Below are 18,055 nucleotides of genomic sequence, written 5' to 3'. Positions count from 1 at the left end.
CATGCCGCTCGATCCGCTCGCAAAGCGCTTGTTGACCATGATGGCTGCGGCTGGGCCGCGGGCGAGGGGCCGGCCGAGCGTGGAGGCGCGGCGGCAATCGCTGGCGAAGCTGATGCAGTTCGCACGCACCGATGCGCCGGATGTGACGGCGCGCGACGGTATGCTGCCCGGCCGCGCCAGCGAACTGCCCTATCGGCTCTACACGCCCGCAAATGCCGATGAGCGTGCGCCGGGCTTCGTGTTCTTCCATGGCGGCGGCCTCGTCGCGGGCGGCATTGCCACGCATGATCGCATCGCGGCGGCGCTGGCGCATGCCACCGGCTGCCGTCTCGTCTCGGTCGACTACCGGCTCGCGCCGGAGCACAAATTTCCTGCCGCCGTCGACGACGCGATCACTGCCACCGAATGGGTTGCACGCGAGGCCGAATCGCTCGGCATCGATGCGGACCGTCTGGTGGTCGGCGGCGATTCCGCCGGTGCAACGCTCGCGGCGATCGTGTGCCAGGAAGCGGCGCAGACCGCGGGCCTTGCCATCGCCGCACAATGCCTGATCTGCCCGGTGCTGGATTTCGAGGAAACCTCGCCCTCACGCGAGGCCTTTGCAGAGGGCCATCTGATCGACCGCGTCACGATCGAGGCTGATCTTTCCGACTATCTGCCTGACGGTATCGACACCGCCGACCCCCGCGTTTCTCCCTTGCGGGCAACACGGCTCGCGGGTCTGCCGACCGCGATCATCCACACGGCCGAGTACGATCCGATGCGCGATGAAGGCAATGCCTATGCCCGCAAGCTGCTCGCCGCAGGCGTCGCCGTCGAGCATGTCTGCCACGACGGCATGGTGCACAATTTCCACGCCATGGGCGCGATCCTGCCGCAGGCGCAGCTGGTGCTATCGCAGATCGGCGAGCAGGTGCGGCGTGCGGTTGCGAGGTAAGAGCGCGAATCAGGCGCGCGCATCGATAACGGCCCTGGCTGCCACGACATAGTCAGGCCAATGCGCGTCCGCATAACGTTCGGCCTGCCGGGCGCAGGTGACGTCGGGCGCATGCGCCGCGGCGATCATGCGCGCGAAGCGCTCTTCGGCAACCGTCGTGTCATCGGGCACTGGCGCAGATGCGGCCGCGACAGCGGTCGGAGCGACGGCGAGCCCCGCCATTCCGGCGAGCAGGATGCGGCGTGACGTGGTCATGGCTGTCGTCCTCCATAGTCCGGCCTGCACTCTGGCCGGCGAAGCGTATCGGTGCAATCACGACAGGGTAGCCGCGCGCATCGATGCCGTCCATCGTTTGCGGATAGCGCTTGACCATTGGAGCGATCACGTTCCATCTAGCACACACGATTTCGCCACACAGTCCCCACGCGTCGGATTGTCACGTGTCCCATCACAGCCCATCGCATCATCAGGCTTTGCGCGCTATCGCGATGGGACTGGCCTGTCTGACGATATCGGCCAGCGACGCCTTCTCCACCGAAGCCGAGGAGGACGCACCGGCAAAGCCGGCGGTCCCAAACATCTACCTTGATCTGCGCACGACCTATGCGACGATTCCGGCGGGCACGCTCGGGCTCGGCTTCGGCAACACGTCACTGTCGGCCGCGCTCGTGGCCCTGGCGGTGCGCAGAGGCGCAACGCTGTCGAACGGCTTGCCGGCCGCGAAATCGATTGCCGTCGACCTGCCGCTGACCGTCGATGTCAACGACCGCGTCTCGCTTTACGGCGGCGTGTCGGGCTCGACGACCGACATCGGCGGCGGCTGGTCGACCTTCGACATCACGAGCTGGAACATCGGCGTGCAGGCCGACCTCTATCAGCAGAATGGCGGAACGATCCCGACCATCACGTTGCAATCGACCCTGACGCAGTCGGTGCCGAACGAGCAGGGCATGACCAATTCGTTCAACAACATCCTGGAATTCGACTACGCGCTCGACGAGGACGAGACGCGGGGCTGGCTGGCCGGCATGCAATACACTTACACCACCATCGCCAGCCCGTTCGCCAGCATCCGGCCGAACACGATTTTCTATGCCGGCGGCTATTACCAATGGCCGAGCAACTGGAAGTTCACCGGACGCCTCGGCATGCAGTCGTTCGGCGGCGCGCAGCTCGCGGGTCGGACCCTGGCGGAGCCCTTCACGCAACCGTTCCTGCGCCTCGACCTCGATCGCATGGACGACAACGACAACCGCCTGTTCGGCATCACCGCGCAGATCGCCTGGATGCCGAAGCCATCCTATCAGGTGACGTTGCGAACGCCGCTCTATGCGGTCCGCAACTGACTGGGATCATGGTGGATAGCAGGTAAACCGAATCCCCCGTTTTCCGGACATCGGTACAGCGGTCGCAATAGCCCGGCATTGACGATGAAGGACTTTCGCATTCGCCGCGGGCCGTCAGCGGCCCTTCCCGGGCCATGGACTGCTTGTTAGTCCTCTCGCCCGAGCGCCCATCCGGTTACCTCTCGGCAATATGCTTGCGACAGACTGGGCTGGAGTCACGCGGGAGGCTGCGAATGTCCCACTTGGTCCCGGAACGGACGTTGCTTGCTGGGAAGATCTTCTTCAATTTCGGCCAGTCGTCGATCGATTGCGTCGTGCGGCGGCTGACCGAGGAGGCGGCGACGCTCGAGATGGAGAGCGGCCTCGGGGTGCCCGAGCGCTTCCAGCTCAGGCTCGCGGGGCGCGAGATCCTGACCTGCCGCGTGATCTGGCGATCGGACCGTCAGGTCGGCGTCGCCTTCGAGCAATCGGGCAGCGTCGAGCGCGTCGCCGGCGAGGAGCGCGGTCGCTCATCCGATGCGCTGATGCGCAGCCAGATGCTGGCGCTGCGTGCCGCGCTCGATCATGTGCCCACCGGCATCGTGCTGCTGGACTCCAGCCTCAGGGCGCGCCTGATCAACCGGTCGTTTCGTCAGATGTGGCGCCTGCCCGACGAGGTCGCCGACAGCAATCCATCCATCCTCACGCTGCTCCATCACGGCCGTGACACCGGTGCCTATGAGGTGCCCGACCCCGAGCTCGATGCCCTGGTGGCGGAACGCGTCCGTGTGATCGAGGCGGGCGATCCGACGCCGATCGATCTGCGCCGGACCAATGGCGATGTCGTGCGCGTACAGGTCACGCCCCTGCCCGATGGCGGACGCATGCTGACCTATACCCCCGTCACCGACATCGTTCGCGCCTCGGACGAGCTGAAGCTGCTGCGCGATGCGCTGGAGAATGTTCAGGACGGGGTGCTGCTTCTCGACCCCGACCTGCATGCCACCTTCATGAACCGGCGCATGCGGCGCTTCTGGGAGGTCAGTGAAGCCGAGGCGGCGGACCGGCCGGCCTATTCGTCGCTTGTCCGACGCATGCACCGTGCCAGTGCGCCCAATCTTCCGACCAACGAGCTCGCGAGATTTCCAGCGCGGCGCGTCGCAGAGGTCATGGCCGGCGACCATGTGCGTGACCTGCAGACGCCGGACGGAAGGCGCATCAGGGCCCATTGCACCACGATGTCGAACGGCGGCCGCATGCTGACCTATGTCGACATCACCGACCTGACGGAAAAGGCTGCGATGCTGGAGACGCTGGCGACCACCGACCCGCTCACCGGCCTCTACAACCGCCGCCACTTCCTCGAGAACCTCGATGCGGAATGGAGCCGGTTTCAGCGCTATTATCGCTCTGTCTCGGTGTTGATGCTCGACATCGACCACTTCAAGTCGGTCAACGATCGCTACGGCCATGCCGTGGGCGACGCCGCGATCAGGGCGGTTGCGGCAGCATGCCTCGACGGCAAGCGCAAGTCGGACATCGTCGGCCGCATCGGTGGCGAAGAGTTCGCGGTGCTGCTGCCCGAGACCAGCCTGTCGCGCGCGAGGACTGTCGCCGATCGCATCCGCAAACGCGTGATGAGCGCGCAAATCGTCGCCGGCGAAATTCAGTTCGGCCTCACCGTGAGCGTCGGCATCGCCGAGGCCGCGGTCAGCATGTCCGGCATCGACGCGCTGATGGGCGCGGCCGATCATGCGCTCTACCAGGCCAAGGCCGAGGGCCGTAATCGCTGCATCGCCTTCGCGCCCCCGCCGCCTGCAAGCAAGGCGGCGGAATGATCGAAGGACGCAGCCGTCAATCCGGCACCGGCACGTCGAACGTATTGAGCGTGACGGAGACCATGCAATAGACGCCGACGAGATAGGACAGCTCGGCCGCGCCGTGCTCGCCGAACTCCTTCACGGCGGCGCGCCAGGTCAATTCCGGCAGCACGCCACCACCGACCAGCGCGGACGCCACGTCATATGCGACGGCCTCCTGCCTGGTGAGATCGACCGGCCGCTGGCCGGCGACGATGGTCGCGAGCTTCTCGTCGGACAGGCCGCGCTGCTCAGCGACCAGCACATGGGCATAGAGCTCGTAGCCGGAGCGGAAATGCGAGCCGGTGACGAGGATGGCGACCTCGCGCACCGGGGCCGGCAGCAGCGGATTTGACGCGATCGCCTTGACCAACTCCCACACCGGCTTGCCGAAGCGCGGCTCGCGGACCCAGGGATTCCAGGGCCCGAGCAGCGCGCCGTCATCGCGCATGTTCACAAAACCCTTGAAGTGGTCCTTGATGCCGGCTCGCATGTCGTCATAGAGCGGCTTCTGCTCGTCGGTCAGATCCTTGGGATCGAGAATGGGAAGGCGCACGGCGGAGACCTCCTCGTTGAGAAGGGGTGAGGCTTGCCCGCAGGTGCGCGCAACGCAAGTGAAGTTGCCGTGACATCGCACGCCGCGCGGGCGTTCCGACAAATTCGACTATGTCGCCTCGGGGCTTCGTGCGCTCTGGGGATTTGCGAAATCGTCAACGGCGAGCGTCAGCGGCTCCCCTGTCGCGAGAAACGACGACAAATTGGCCTCGAACGGCGCCGGATCGAGCCCGCGCGCCTTCAGCCATTCGGGCTCGTAATAGGTCTGCCGGTAGCGCTCGCCGGAATCGCAGATCAGCGTCACCAGCGATCCCGTGACGTTCGCCTGCCGCATCTCCGAGGCAAGCCGGCACAGCGCCAGGAAATTGGTGCCGGTGGACCCGCCCACCGGGCGGCGCAGCCGGCGCGACAGCACGTTCATCGCCGCGATCGTGGCCGCATCCGGGATCTTCATCATCCGGTCGACCACACCAGGCACGAAGGAGGGCTCGCAGCGCGGACGGCCGACGCCCTCGATCAGCGACGGGCGGTCGCACACACGCGACCGGTCCTGCGAGCGAAAGCAATCGAAGAAGGCGGAATGCTCGACATCGGCGACGCAGAGCCGCGTCGGATACTGGCGATAGCGCAGATAGCGCCCGATGGTGGCCGAGGTGCCGCCGGTGCCTGCGCCCATCACGATCCAGTCCGGCAGCGGACGCGGCTCGCCCTGCAATTGTGTGAAGATCGATTCGGCGATGTTGTTGTTGCCGCGCCAGTCCGTTGCACGCTCGGCGAAGGTGAACTGATCCATGTAGTGGCCGTTCAGGCGCGCGGCGAGCGCGGCTGCTTTCGCATACAGCGCGCGGCCGTCGTCGATCAGATGGCAATTGCCGCCATAATGCTCGATCGCGGCGATCTTCTCGGCCGAGGTCGTGCGCGGCATCACGGCGTAGAAGGGCACGCCGATCATCTGCGCGAAATAGGCCTCCGACACCGCCGTCGATCCCGACGACGCCTCGACCACGGGCGTGCCTTCGCGGATGTGGCCATTGCAGAGCGCGTAGAGGAACAGCGAGCGCGCCAGACGGTGCTTCAGGCTGCCGGTCGGATGGGTGGACTCATCCTTCAGATAGATGTCGATGCCGGATAGCGCCGGCACGATCAGCCGGATCAGATGGGTGTCGGCGGTGCGGCACTGGTCGGCCTCGATCGCGGCCACGGCCTCGTCGACCCAGCCGCGCCGATAGGCCGGCCCGGCCGGATTGTGCTGGCGGAAGGGAAATGTCTGCATCGAGCGAATCTCTCACGACACGCATTGCGCATCAAGGGCGCGCTCAAAATTCCAGCGGCGCGTTGTCGACGACCTCCTTCATCACGAAGAAGGTGCGGGTCTGGCGCACGCCGGGCAGCGCGATCAGCTGCTCGCCATGGATGCGGTTGAAATCCTCCATGTCGCCGACGCGGATCTTGAGGAAATAGTCGAAGTCGCCGGCGACGAGGTGGCAGTCGAGCACGAATTTCAGCCTGGCGATCGCCTGCTCGAAGACGGCGAAGCTCTCCGGCGTCGAGCGGTCGAGCACGACCCCCACCATCACCAGCGTGCCCTTCGCCACCTTCTTCGGCGCGATCATGGCGCGCACGGCGGCGATGAAGCCATCCTCGAACAGCCGCTGGGTGCGGCGGTGGCAGGTGGCAGGGCTGATTGCGACATTTTCGGCCAGCTCAGCATTGCTGAGCCGACCGTTATTCTGCAGCAATCTCAAGATCTTAAGATCGGTGCGGTCGAGCCGAGCAGCCATGAAAGGAACTTCCATTAACGGATGATATTCTGGAAGAATTATTAGAACTTGGCGCTATTTGCGCAAGAAGTCGCGCAATATGGGCGCAATATTCGAGAGCACATTTTTCCGACGCAATGCTAGGCAGCTGCCAACACCAACGCCAATCGGGATGACCCATGAAGCTGGACAAATTTCCGCGCTATCCTTTGACCTTCGGCCCCACGCCCATCGAGAAGCTGGAGCGGCTGTCAAAACATCTCGGCGGCAATGTCGAGGTCTATGCCAAGCGCGAGGACTGCAATTCCGGCCTCGCCTATGGCGGCAACAAGCTGCGCAAGCTCGAATACATCATCCCCGACGCGATCGCCTCCAACGCTGACACGCTGGTCTCGATCGGCGGCGTGCAGTCGAACCACACCCGCATGATCGCCGCCGTCGCGGCCAAGATCGGCATGAAGTGCCGCCTGGTGCAGGAAGCCTGGGTGCCGCACGAGGACGCGGTCTACGACCGTGTCGGCAACATCATGCTCTCGCGCATCATGGGCGCCGACGTGCGCCTGGTCGACGACGGTTTCGACATCGGCATCCGCAAGAGCTGGGAGCAGGCGATCGACGAGGTGAAGGCCGCGGGCGGCAAGCCCTACGCCATTCCCGCCGGCGCCTCGGTGCACAAGTTCGGCGGCCTCGGCTATGTCGGCTTCGCCGAAGAGGTGCGCAAGCAGGAGAAGGAGCTCGGCTTCAAGTTCGACTACATCGTCGTCTGCACCGTCACCGGCTCGACCCATGCCGGCATGCTGGTCGGCTTCGCCGCCGACGGCCGCGCCCGCAAGGTGATCGGCATCGATGCGTCCTTCACGCCGGCGCAGACGAAATCGCAGGTGCTCGAGATCGCGCAGAACACGGCAAAACTCGTCGAGCTCGGCAAGGAACTCGTCGCTGACGACGTCGTGCTGATCGAGGACTACGCCTATCCCGCCTACGGCGTGCCCTCGGAAGAGACCAAGGAAGCGATCCGCCTCACCGCGCGTCTCGAAGGCATGATCACCGACCCCGTCTACGAGGGCAAGTCGATGCAGGGCCTGATCGACCTCGCGCAGAAGGGCTATTTCGAGAAGGGCGCGAAGATCCTGTACGCGCATCTCGGCGGCGCGCCCGCGCTGAACGGGTACGCATATGCGTTCCGGAATGGGTGAGCGAGGGCGTAGCTCGCACCTCGTACACCGCTGTCGTCCCCGCGAACGCGGGGACCCATACGCCGCAGCAATAGTTTTGCGAAGTCTCGTAGTTGCCAGCGTGTGGTAGCAACTTCGTCCTGTGGTTAAGGATCCCGGATCTGCGCACGCTTTAGGCGCGCTTGTCCGGGATGACGTGTTGAGGGAGTTGGGCGCACCAACACCCTCCCCGCCCCCTACCTTGTCCTGACGATCTGCAGCAGCTCGTCGCCGTAATGCTCGAGCTTCTTGTCGCCGATGCCGGGCACGTTGCGAAGCTCGTCGAGTGTCGTCGGCCAGGCCCGGACGATACCGTCGATGGTGGCATCGTGCAGCACCACATAGGCCGGCACGCCGCGCTCGCGCGCAATGTCTGAACGCCAAGACCGCAGCCGCGCACGCAGTTCGGGATCGACATCGCCTTGCGGCGCGCTGGTCGCAGGCGCGAGGTCGCCGCGACGGGATTTGCCGCGGCTTGCGCGAGTGCGCGTGCCGGGCGCTTCCTCGCGCAGCCACACCTCGGTCTCACCGCGCAGCACGCCCCGCGCGGACTCGGTCAGCTTCAGCGCGCCAAAGGCTTCGCTGTCGCTCTGCAAATGGCCCATCGCCACCAATTGCCGCAGCACGGTGCGCCACTGCTTCTCGTTGAGTTCGCGTCCGATGCCGAACACGGACAATTTGTCGTGGCCGAACTGCGTCACCTTCTCGGTCAGGCGTCCCACCAGCACATCGATCAGATGCATCGCGCCGAAACGTTGCCCGGTACGATAGACGCAGGACAACAGCTTCTGCGCCAGCACCTTGCCGTCGCGCATCTTCGGCGGCGTCAGGCAATTGTCGCAATTGCCGCAACTCTCGCCCATCACGATCTCGCCGAAATAGGCGAGCAGCCGCCGGCGCCGGCAGTGCGCCGTTTCCGCAAGGCCGACCAGCGCATCGAGCTTGCCGATCGAGACCCGCTTGAATTCGTCGGAGGCGCTGGATTCGTCGATCATGCGGCGCTGCTGCACGATGTCGGAGAGGCCGTAGGCCATCCAGGCCGCCGACGGCTTGCCGTCGCGACCGGCGCGGCCGGTCTCCTGGTAATAGGCCTCGATGCTCTTGGGCAGATCGAGATGGGCAACGAAGCGCACATCGGGCTTGTCGATGCCCATACCGAACGCGACGGTCGCGACGATGACGATGCCGTCCTCGTTGAGGAAGCGGTCCTGGTTGCGCGAGCGCACCTGGCTGTCGAGCCCGGCGTGATAGGGCAGCGCCGCAATGCCGGCCTCGTCGAGCGCGGCGGCGACCTCCTCGACACGGTTGCGGGACAGGCAATAGACCACGCCGGCGTCCCCGGCATGCCGCTCCCCGATGAACTCCTTCAGCTGCGACACCGCACTGCGCTTGTCGACGATCTCGTAGCGGATGTTGGGCCGGTCGAAGCTGGAGACGAATTGCGGCGAGTCGGTGAGCTGAAGCCGCGCGACGATCTCCTTGCGCGTCAACTCGTCAGCGGTCGCGGTCAGCGCGATGCGCGGCACGTCGGGGAAGCGCTCGGCGATGATGGAGAGGCCGACATATTCGGGGCGGAAGTCGTGCCCCCATTGCGAGACGCAATGCGCCTCGTCGATCGCGAACAGCGCCACCTTGGCCTGCGCCAGCAGCGACAGGCAGCGCGGCGTCACCAGGCGTTCCGGCGCGACATAGAGCAGATCGAGATCGCCCGCGAGCAGGCGCCGCTCGATGTCGGAGGCCTCCTGCAGCGTCAGCGACGAGTTCAGCGCAGCGGCGTTGACGCCGGCCTCGAGCAGGCCGGCAACCTGGTCGCGCATCAGGGCGATCAACGGCGACACCACGATGCCGCAGCCTTCGCGCAGCAGGGACGGCAGCTGGTAGCACAGCGACTTGCCGCCGCCGGTCGGCATCAGCACCAGGCAATTGCCGCCGTCGGTGACGTGCCGGATGATCTCGCCCTGCGAACCGCGAAAGCCCGGCAGGCCGAATACCGAATGCAGCACCGACAGCGCGTCGCGGCCGTTGGCCGGCGCAGGTCGCGGGGCGGTGGAAGGGGCTGGCATGAGAGGGCTGGAACCAGGGCCGTGAGATTCGTCACAAGGCCAGTCGCATGCTGGCGCGGGCGTGGCAAGGCCGTTTGAGGGGCACACCGCTGCTTCCACTTCCTCTCCCCGTTCTTACGGGGAGAGGGTTGGGGTGAGCCTCTCCCCCAAGCGGGGAGAGCTGAAACACCTACGCCCCGATTCGCCGCAGCGCCTCGGCAACGGTTACAATGGGCATGCTACGTCTCTGTGCGGCCTCCAGCGCATGCCGCATCAGATCGGGGGTGCAGCCATAGGGGCTGGGCGCGTCCGCGACGTCGTGGCCGTAGAAGATGAGCCACCCGCCGCTCGTCACCGCCTCGTCGAAATAGCGATCGACGCCCGCCTTGTCGATCTCGCAATTGACCAAAGGCGACGCACGCAGGAACTGGAGATCGATGACGTCGCTGTTAACGCCGGGAAGGATGCCGCGCGCAGAACGGAAAGCCTTGGCGAGCTGCGGCTTGCGCCAGACCGAGGCGATCCCATAGGGATAGGCGAAGTTCTCCAGATTGATCGAGGAATCGATACTGCGAAAATAAGTGCGGTTCCGCTCGATCTCGCGCGCCATCGCGGCCTCGTCGAGCCTGGCCGAGCTCTGGTGCGAGAAAGTGTGGCAGGCAATCTCGTGACCGGCGCGGTGAAGCCGCACGATCGCATCATCCGACAGGCCGTGCCAATGGTCCGACGGCTGGCCGATCAGGCTGCCGGCGAGATAGAACGTACCGCGGCCGCCATGCTCTTCCAGGAGCGCGGCGCCTTCGCCTGCAGCGCTATCCGGGGCATCGTCGAAGGTGAAGCTCACGATCGGCGCATGCGCGGGCAGCCGGTGCGGCGCGGCTCGGAAATGCCGGGCCAGCCGATTGCTCACGCGTCCCTGGAGTGCCGACCACACGACTGCGTTTCCCGTGATTCCGTATGTCTGTACTGAAACATTCGCGCGCTGGTCGAGGCAAGCCTAACGCCTGGGTAATCCTAACGCGGAACCAACATCCTTCGGCTAACGCGCAAGGACCGGCGCTTCGGCTTCCACACTGAGATATTGCAACCAATTGCGGAAAAGCACCGCGGCCGCGCTGCCAGCGCCGATATCGGCGCGCAAATTCAGCCCGGGCAATTCGTTGGTGAGCGCCGGGTGGCGCTGGTGCGCCGCCTTCTTCTCGAACCGGACCAATTTCTCTTCCGTCGCTGCGTCAAAATAGCTCACGGGCAGGCGCGGATAGCTCTCGCGCTCCCGCGCAAGGTAGCGGCCGATGTCGCGCAGATATTCGCGCTGGAGCGACAGCGCGTCATATTCCGGATGCCCCTGGAAGAACACGAACCGGCTGGCATATTGGCGAACGAAAACGTCGACGCCGGCCTCGGCCGAGCGTGTCAGTACCTGGTAACCGGCCTGCACCAGGTCGCTCTCCGCGAGCTCGTTCAGGCGAGAATGCGACACCTTCAAAGGGGCCGGCGCGGCACGCGTCAGGGCATCGCTGGTCACGGCGTCGCAATCGAAGATGCCGTGGCATTTGGCCGGCAGCCGCCGCCGTTCGATGCCGTCGAGGTGCAGCACCGCCGCATGCGCGGCAAGGCACGACCAGATGGTCGATCGTGTATTGGTCTTGGCCCAGTCAATGAGGTCGGAGAGGTCGCGCCAGTACGGTTCCTGGTCGAGTTCGGGCGCGATGGGCTCTGCGCCTGTCACGATCAGCCCGTCGAATTTCTGGCGCTTCAGATCGGAAAGGTCGGAATATTCGCTCTCGACATGCCACTTCGCTTCCGGCGAACGCTTCACGCTGGGCAGCGAGAAGCAGTGGAAGCGGATGCGGCGCGGACCGGCCGCAGCCTGAAGCAGCTTCAAGAACTGACGCTCGGTCGCCTTCAGCGCCGGATCCGGCATGTTGTTGACGAGCCCGATCGTGAGTTCGGCGCCGTGATCGCGCGCGAGATCGCGCTCGGCCGGCACCAGCGCCGGGCTCGAGATGACTTGATCCCTGTCGATCAAGATCGTCATTCGCGAGACCGCCTACTCCGCGGCCTCGAGGCGCGCCGCCCGACAGGCCTTGTCCAGGGCCTGGTCGATGTCCTCGATGATGTCGGAGACATGCTCGATGCCGATCGACAGACGGATCGTCTCCGGCAGCACGCCGGCAACGCGCTGCTGCTCTGCCGACATCTGCCGATGGGTGGTCGAAGCCGGATGGCAGGCCAGCGACTTGGCATCGCCGATATTGACGAGGCGCGTGATCAGCTTCAGCGCGTCATAGAAGGACTTGCCGGCCTCCATCCCGCCCTTGATGCCGAAGGTGAACAGCGAGGAGGCGTTGCCATCGAGATATTTCTGCACCAGCGGATAATAGGGGCTGTCGGGAAAGCCGGTGTAATTGACCCAGGCGACGCGCGGATCCTTGTGGAGGAATTCGGCGACCTTGCGCGCGTTCTCGACATGGCGCTCCATGCGCAGCGCCACGGTCTCGATGCCCTGCAGCAGCAGGAAGGCGTTGAACGGCGACAGCACCGAGCCCATGGTACGCTGATAGACGCTGCGCGCGCGCTCGATATAGGCGGTGCGGCCGAAGCGCTCGGCATAGACGAGGCCGTGATAGGAGGCGTCGGGCTTGTTGTAGGCCGGGAAACGGTCGGCGTATTTCGCCCAGGGGAAGTTTCCGGAATCGACGATGGCGCCGCCAAGCGTGGTGCCGTGGCCGCCGAGAAACTTGGTCAGCGAATGCACCGCAATGTCGGCGCCGTAGTCGAACGGCTTGAGCAGGATCGGGGTTGCGACGGTGTTGTCGACGATCAGCGGCACGCCATGCGCATGCGCGATTTTCGCCAGCGCCTCGATGTCGCAGACATTGCCTGCGGGATTGCCGATGGTCTCGGCGAACACTGCGCGGGTGTTCTCGTCGATCAACCTCTCGACCGCCTCCGGCTTGTCGCTCTCGGCGAAGCGGCCGGTGATGCCCTGCCGCGGCAGGATGTGCGAGAGCAGCGTGTGCGTGGTGCCGTAAAGCTGCGGCATGGAAACGATGTTGCCGCCGTGATCGGCGACGTTGACGAAGGCGAAATGCAGCGCCGCCTGGCCGGTCGCGACCGCGAGCGCGCCGACACCGCCTTCGAGCTGGGCGAGACGCTTCTCCAGCACAGCGCTGGTCGGATTGGCGATGCGGCTGTAGCGAAAACCCTCGGCCTCGAGATTGAAAAGCGCCGCGCCGTGATCGGCGCTGTCGAAGGCATAGGCCGCGGTCTGGTAGATCGGCACGGCGACCGCGTGCGTGGTCGCTTCGGGCTCGTAGCCGGCGTGAATAGCGATCGTCTCGTTGCGCATCGTGCCACCTCCGCGTGGGGCGGGCCGCACTTATTGGCCTGTATGAGGCATGTGCGTTGTCCGCCGCCCCCGTGTTAGAGGCGGGTGGTAAAGCGGACAATAATTCGCCTAGAGATCGAGGAAGTAACCCTAATGCTTGTCGGCGAATTGGCCGGAATCCGGGTTAAAGCGGATTAACGAAGTGCGACCTGCACGGCAGTGGCGGCGCCATGCCTTCTCCTTGCGGAGAAGCTGGCGCCGCCAATGCGGCGAAAATCGTGGGCTAAACCATGCTCTCCCACAGCCGATGCGCGAGCACGCCGGCGCGCTTCTCGATGGCGGCCGCCGCGTCGAGCGCGAGGTCCTCGCGATAGCGCCCGGCAATGAGCTGCACGCCGATCGGCTTGCCATCGTGCACGGCCACCGGCACCACGGCGCCGGGAAGGCCCAGCACGTTGATCGCGGAGATGAAGCGAATCTCGCCCCAGAAAATCTCGCGCACGCGCTCGGGGCTGACGGTATCCTCGCGCGGGCCTGGCGTCGGCTTCACCGTGGTCGGCGCCAGCACGACCGGATACTCCTCGAAGAACAATTGCCAGGCGCGGATGTGGCCGTTGCGCGCGGCGGTCGCCTGCATCCAGGCCTTGAGATCGAGCACGTTGGCCTTGGCCTTCATGCCGCCCCAGGCCTTGTGGAAATCCTCCGAGGTGACCTTCAACATGCCGGCCTCCTGCATCACCACGGTCTCGTTGGTGATGATGTCGCACCAGGTCTGCCAGACGCCGTTGATGTCGGGGACCTCGACCTCGCTGACGCGGTAGCCGGAACGTTCGAGGTGATCGGCGGCCTGGCGCAGCGCCGCGCGTACGGAGGGGTCGACCTCCATGTCGTCGGGGATCTTGGCCAGCGCCACCTTGATCGGCCCCTTCGGCCTCTCGCCGACCAGCGGCGCTGGCACCCACCAGGGATCGCGCGGATCGCGCCGGCTCATCACCTCGAGTGCAAGGCGAACGTCGCCGACATGGCGGGCGAGCGGCCCCTGCGCCGACATCAGATGCGCCAGCATCGGCCGCTCGGCCGTTGCGCTCGCGTTGAATGCGGGGATGCGTCCCTGCGTCGGCTTGATGGTAGCAACGCCATTGCAATGCGCGGGCCAGCGCAGCGAGCCGCCGATGTCATTGCCATGAGCGATGGTGCCGATCCCGGCGGCGACCGCCGAACCCGCACCGCCCGACGAGCCGCCGCAGGTGATGTCTGGATCCCAGGGATTGAGCGTCAGCCCGTGCAGGGGGTTGTCGGTAAAACCGCGAAAGGAGAATTCCGGCGTGTTAGTGAGCCCGATGACGATCGCACCGGCCTTCTTCAGGTTGCGCACCACGGGCGCATCCGACGGCGCGACCAGGTCCTTGTTGGCGGGCACGCCGTTGAAGTTCGGCCTCCCCTCGTAATCGACGTTTTCCTTGATGGTGATGGGCACGCCGTGCAGGAGGCCGAGCTCGCCGCCCTTGGCGCGCTGCTTGTCCGCGGCATGCGCCGCCTTCAACGCCTCGTCCGAGAGATCGACGACGACGGCGTTCAGCTTCGGATTGACGGCGCGCATCCGTTCGAGATGCGCTTCGACGGTTTCGACGGCGGAGATTGCGCCAGAGCGGATCGCAGCCGCGGTCTCCACCGCCGACCATTGCCAGGCCGGTCCCTTGGGACGGCGCGATGAAGCCGGCTTGAGCTGCGCGACCTTCTTCGCCTTCTTTGCAACGACGGCCTTACGGCTTGCGCTGGTCCTGCTGGAGGTTTTCGCCGGTTTCTTCGAAGCAGTCTTCTTCTTGGCAGTCTTCTTCGCCACGTCGCATCTCCCGAAATTGCGCCGAGGAAGTTACGGATGGCGAAAGGATGTGTACAGGTGCGTTTTCTGCATGGGCCAACGGCGCGACGCGGCGAATTGTCCGCGATCGCGCCGCTTGCGCTATTCCGCGGGGCAGGCGGCGACGGCCGCCGGCGCGCGGTCGAGCCGCAGGCTCCACAGCGCCAGCACCAGACCGACAGCGGTGATGCCGGCTGCGACCAGAGGCAGCGCCGAGAGGCCGAGCCCGCGGTCGATGGCGACGCCGCCGGCCCAGGCGCCGAGAGCGTTACCGAGATTGAACGCGGCGATGTTGAGGCTGGAAGCGAGCGTGCGGCCGCTGGGGCCGGCCGCTTCCAGCACCCGAAGCTGGAGCGGGGCGACGGTCGCAAAGGCCGAGACGCCCAGCAGCAGGATCAGCACGATCGCCGGGATCTTGACCGACAGCACGGCGGCAAGGCCAAGCAGCACGATGGCGAGCGCGGCAAGTGTTCCGATCAACGCGCCGGCGAGACCACGGTCGGCGAGCTTGCCGCCGGCGACGTTGCCGATCGCGAGCCCGACGCCGAACACCAGCAGGATCGGCGACACCGCTGCTTCCGAAAAGCCGGTGAAGCGCGTCAGGATCGGCTGGATGTAAGTGAAGACCACGAACAGGCCGGCAAAGCCGAACACGGTCATGGCAAGGCCGAGCAACACTTGCGGGCGGCCGAGCACCGATACTTCCTCGGCAAGCGAGACCGGCTTGTCGCCGTTGCCGACATGGCCGGGCACGAGGGCTGCGACCACGGCAAAGGCGACCATGCCGATGACCGTCACGGCCCAGAACGCCGCGCGCCAGCCGAGCATCAGGCCGAACCAGGCGCCGAAGGGCACGCCCAGCAGCGTCGCGACCGTGAGGCCGATGAACATGGTGGAGATCGCGGAGGCCCGCTTGTCCTCGGCGACGAGGCTCGTCGCCACCACCGACCCGACGCCGAAGAAGGTGCCGTGGGCAAGCGAGGTCAGCACGCGCGCGGCCATCAGCAATTCGTAGTTCGGCGCCAGCGCACAGGCCGCATTGCCGAGCGTGAAGATCGCCATCAGCGCGAGCAGCACGGTTTTGCGCGGCATCCGCCGCGTCGCCAGCGTCAGGACGGGCGCACCGACGAAAACGCCGAGGGCATAACCGGAGATGAGCAGGCCCGCGACCGGCACCGAGACATGCATGTCGGCGGCGACCTGGAGCAAGAGGCCCATGATGATGAATTCAGTGGTGCCGATGCCGAAGGCACCGGCGGTGAGCGCGAGGACGGCAGGAGGCATGCGTAGCTCCGATGGATGATTACGAGCCACGCAGATAGCCGTGCCCGTGCAAAATCATTAGAATGTCCGCAATCCAATCATTTGTGACGTGAATTCAACATGGCCCGCTTCGACACCAACCGCTCCGCCGAGATGGAGGTCTTCGTCCGCGTCGTCGATCTCGGCGGGTTCACCCAGGCCGCGCGAAAACTGCGCCTGACGCCCTCTGGCGTGAGCAAGCTGATGTCGCGGCTGGAAGCGCGGCTCGGCTCGCGCCTCGTCAACCGCACCACGCGCAAGCTGACCCTGACCGAGGAAGGCCAGGCCTTCTACCAGCGCGCCGTGCGGATCCTCGCGGAGATGGAGGAAGCCGAGCGCGAGGCGGCCTCAGGCGCGGCGCCGCGCGGCCGCCTCACGGTGAACTGCAACATCCCGTTCGGCATGCTTCATCTGATGCCGCTGATCCCGCGCTTTCTGAAAGAGCATCCCGACGTGACGCTCGATCTCGTGCTGACGGACACGACGATCGACCTGATGCAGGAGCGCGCCGACGTTGCGATCCGGGTCGGCCCGTTGCGCGCATCGCGACTCGTCGCACGAAAGCTCGGCACCAGCCGCATGGTGGTCGTCGGCACGCCGGACTATCTGGCACGTTGCGGCACGCCGAAGACGCCGGCGGATCTTGCCGCGCACCGCGGCATCGGCTGGACCTTTCCGCGCATCCGCGGCGGCTGGCCGTTCAAGCGCGGCGACCGCACCGAGGAAGCCGTACCGCCGCCGGTCGCGCGCGCCAGCGACGGCGAAGCCGCCCGCCGCCTTTGCCTCGGCGGCGTCGGCCTCGCCCGTCTCGCCCTCTTCCATATCGGCCCCGATATCGAATCCGGCCGCCTCGTGCCGGTGCTGCAAGGCTACAATCCCGGCGACCGCGAAGACATCCACGCCGTCTATGTCGGCCACACCGCCCCCCTACCCGCACGCGTCCGTGCGTTCATCGATTTTCTCGCCGAGCACGTGCGGGTGAGCGATCCCGCGCTGAAGCGGGCGGCGGACGGGAGGTGGAAGGTGGTAGGGTGAGGCGTGATGGCAGGGAGAGCGTCAGTCAATCCAGACTGATGCGATCGTGTTCCGCGTGGCTGGACCATTGACGACAAGCCGCTGGCGCTTGCGCGAGCGTGCCGAAACCGCGAATGTCCTTACTGTTTCAGAACCTGTCAGGGGAATTCCACACAAATGCAGTTCGATGACGTCATCCTCGGTCGCCGGAGCATCCGCGGCTACAAACCCGATCCGGTACCCAAGGAGCTGATTGCGGAAATCATTGGTTTGGCGATGCGCGCTCCGTCGTCGATGAACACCCAGCCCTGGAATTTCTATGTCATCACCGGCGAACCGCTGGATCGGATCCGCGCCGGCAACACCGAACGGATGGTGGCGGGCATCCCGCAGTCGCGCGAGTTCCGCACGGGCCAGGCCTTTGCAGGCAAGCACCGTGACAGGCAGGTCGGCGTCGCCAAGCAATTATTCTCCGCAATGGGAATCGAGCGCGACAACACGGAAAAACGCCAGGACTGGGTGCTGCGCGGCTTCCGCCAGTTCGACGCGCCCGTCTGCGTGATCATCACCTATGATCGCGTGCTTGACGGTAGCGACGATACGCCCTTCGACTGCGGCGCCGTGGCGACCGCCCTGGTCAATGCCGCGTGGTCCCGCGGGCTCGGCGCCGTGATCAACAGCCAGGGCATCATGCAATCCCCCGTGGTGCGCGAGCACGCGGGCATAGCCGACGATCAGGTCATTATGAAAAGCATCGCGCTGGGCTGGCCGGATGAAACTTTTCCGGCGAATGCGGTGGTGTCGGAGCGGAAGTCCGTCGAGGAAGCGACGGTGTTCGTCGGGTTCGAGACGTAG

16 protein-coding genes are annotated in these 18,055 nt (G+C 65.6%); 6 read left to right on the top strand and 10 right to left on the bottom strand.

The window, feature by feature from the left end; all coding sequences use genetic code 11:
• The first annotated feature begins 1 nt into the window (after nt 1).
• Nucleotides 2–937, top strand: coding sequence for an alpha/beta hydrolase (locus tag RAD04_RS30245; RefSeq protein WP_461626724.1), 936 nt, complete (start codon nt 2–4; stop codon nt 935–937).
• A 9-nt stretch (nt 938–946) separates the two neighbouring features.
• Here RAD04_RS30245 and RAD04_RS30240 read toward each other — a convergent pair whose 3' ends face one another.
• Nucleotides 947–1,192, bottom strand: a complete 246-nt coding sequence (locus RAD04_RS30240) for a hypothetical protein (protein ID WP_091966051.1) — start codon at nt 1,190–1,192, stop codon at nt 947–949.
• Between the two features lie 218 nt (nt 1,193–1,410).
• Here RAD04_RS30240 and RAD04_RS30235 point away from each other — a divergent pair, with 218 nt between their 5' ends.
• Nucleotides 1,411–2,283 carry a hypothetical protein gene (locus tag RAD04_RS30235; protein ID WP_461626800.1) on the top strand — a complete coding sequence of 291 codons (873 nt, stop codon included), beginning with the start codon at nt 1,411–1,413 and terminating at the stop codon, nt 2,281–2,283.
• Between the two features lie 233 nt (nt 2,284–2,516).
• Nucleotides 2,517–4,100: a sensor domain-containing diguanylate cyclase gene (locus tag RAD04_RS30230; protein ID WP_461626723.1), complete on the top strand. Its 1,584-nt coding sequence runs from the start codon at nt 2,517–2,519 to the stop codon at nt 4,098–4,100.
• 16 nt (nt 4,101–4,116) lie between these two features.
• Here RAD04_RS30230 and RAD04_RS30225 read toward each other — a convergent pair whose 3' ends face one another.
• The 3 genes from RAD04_RS30225 to RAD04_RS30215 form a co-directional block, all read right to left on the bottom strand.
• Complete coding sequence (locus RAD04_RS30225) at nt 4,117–4,677, bottom strand: carboxymuconolactone decarboxylase family protein (protein WP_461626722.1); 561 nt, start codon at nt 4,675–4,677, stop codon at nt 4,117–4,119.
• A gap of 108 nt (nt 4,678–4,785) precedes the next feature.
• Nucleotides 4,786–5,949 (bottom strand): PLP-dependent cysteine synthase family protein, encoded by a 1,164-nt coding sequence (locus RAD04_RS30220; RefSeq protein ID WP_461626721.1) that lies wholly within the window; start codon nt 5,947–5,949, stop codon nt 4,786–4,788.
• Between the two features lie 43 nt (nt 5,950–5,992).
• Complete coding sequence (locus RAD04_RS30215; protein WP_461626720.1) at nt 5,993–6,457, bottom strand: Lrp/AsnC family transcriptional regulator; 465 nt, start codon at nt 6,455–6,457, stop codon at nt 5,993–5,995.
• A 158-nt stretch (nt 6,458–6,615) separates the two neighbouring features.
• Here RAD04_RS30215 and RAD04_RS30210 point away from each other — a divergent pair, with 158 nt between their 5' ends.
• Nucleotides 6,616–7,632 carry a 1-aminocyclopropane-1-carboxylate deaminase gene (locus tag RAD04_RS30210; RefSeq protein WP_461621309.1) on the top strand — a complete coding sequence of 339 codons (1,017 nt, stop codon included), beginning with the start codon at nt 6,616–6,618 and terminating at the stop codon, nt 7,630–7,632.
• Between the two features lie 215 nt (nt 7,633–7,847).
• Here the strand turns inward: RAD04_RS30210 and recQ are convergent, their stop codons facing one another.
• From recQ to RAD04_RS30180, 6 genes are all read right to left on the bottom strand, one after another.
• Entirely contained in the window at nt 7,848–9,713 is a 1,866-nt protein-coding gene (gene recQ, locus RAD04_RS30205) for a DNA helicase RecQ (RefSeq protein WP_461626719.1), read from the bottom strand.
• Between the two features lie 169 nt (nt 9,714–9,882).
• A complete protein-coding gene (locus RAD04_RS30200; RefSeq protein ID WP_461626718.1) occupies nt 9,883–10,626 on the bottom strand; it encodes a polysaccharide deacetylase family protein in 744 nt (247 codons plus the stop codon).
• A gap of 105 nt (nt 10,627–10,731) precedes the next feature.
• The gene (gene metA, locus RAD04_RS30195; protein ID WP_461626717.1) at nt 10,732–11,730 is read right to left on the bottom strand and encodes a homoserine O-succinyltransferase MetA; all 999 of its coding nucleotides are present in this window, start codon (nt 11,728–11,730) and stop codon (nt 10,732–10,734) included.
• 12 nt (nt 11,731–11,742) lie between these two features.
• Nucleotides 11,743–13,044 carry an O-acetylhomoserine aminocarboxypropyltransferase/cysteine synthase family protein gene (locus RAD04_RS30190; RefSeq protein WP_461626716.1) on the bottom strand — a complete coding sequence of 434 codons (1,302 nt, stop codon included), beginning with the start codon at nt 13,042–13,044 and terminating at the stop codon, nt 11,743–11,745.
• A gap of 262 nt (nt 13,045–13,306) precedes the next feature.
• A complete protein-coding gene (locus tag RAD04_RS30185) occupies nt 13,307–14,866 on the bottom strand; it encodes an amidase family protein (protein WP_461626715.1) in 1,560 nt (519 codons plus the stop codon).
• A gap of 120 nt (nt 14,867–14,986) precedes the next feature.
• Nucleotides 14,987–16,168 (bottom strand): MFS transporter, encoded by a 1,182-nt coding sequence (locus RAD04_RS30180; protein WP_461626714.1) that lies wholly within the window; start codon nt 16,166–16,168, stop codon nt 14,987–14,989.
• A gap of 99 nt (nt 16,169–16,267) precedes the next feature.
• Here RAD04_RS30180 and RAD04_RS30175 point away from each other — a divergent pair, with 99 nt between their 5' ends.
• Together RAD04_RS30175 and RAD04_RS30170 are read left to right on the top strand one after the other, a co-directional pair.
• The gene (locus tag RAD04_RS30175) at nt 16,268–17,221 is read left to right on the top strand and encodes a LysR family transcriptional regulator (protein WP_461626713.1); all 954 of its coding nucleotides are present in this window, start codon (nt 16,268–16,270) and stop codon (nt 17,219–17,221) included.
• Nucleotides 17,222–17,377: 156 nt separating this feature from the next.
• Nucleotides 17,378–18,055, top strand: coding sequence for a nitroreductase (locus tag RAD04_RS30170; protein WP_038950243.1), 678 nt, complete (start codon nt 17,378–17,380; stop codon nt 18,053–18,055).

This window comes from Bradyrhizobium sp. 25ACV (assembly GCF_054863005.1).
The sequence above is the reverse complement of the archived record's forward strand: the minus strand, read 5'-3'. Positions and strand labels throughout refer to the sequence as shown.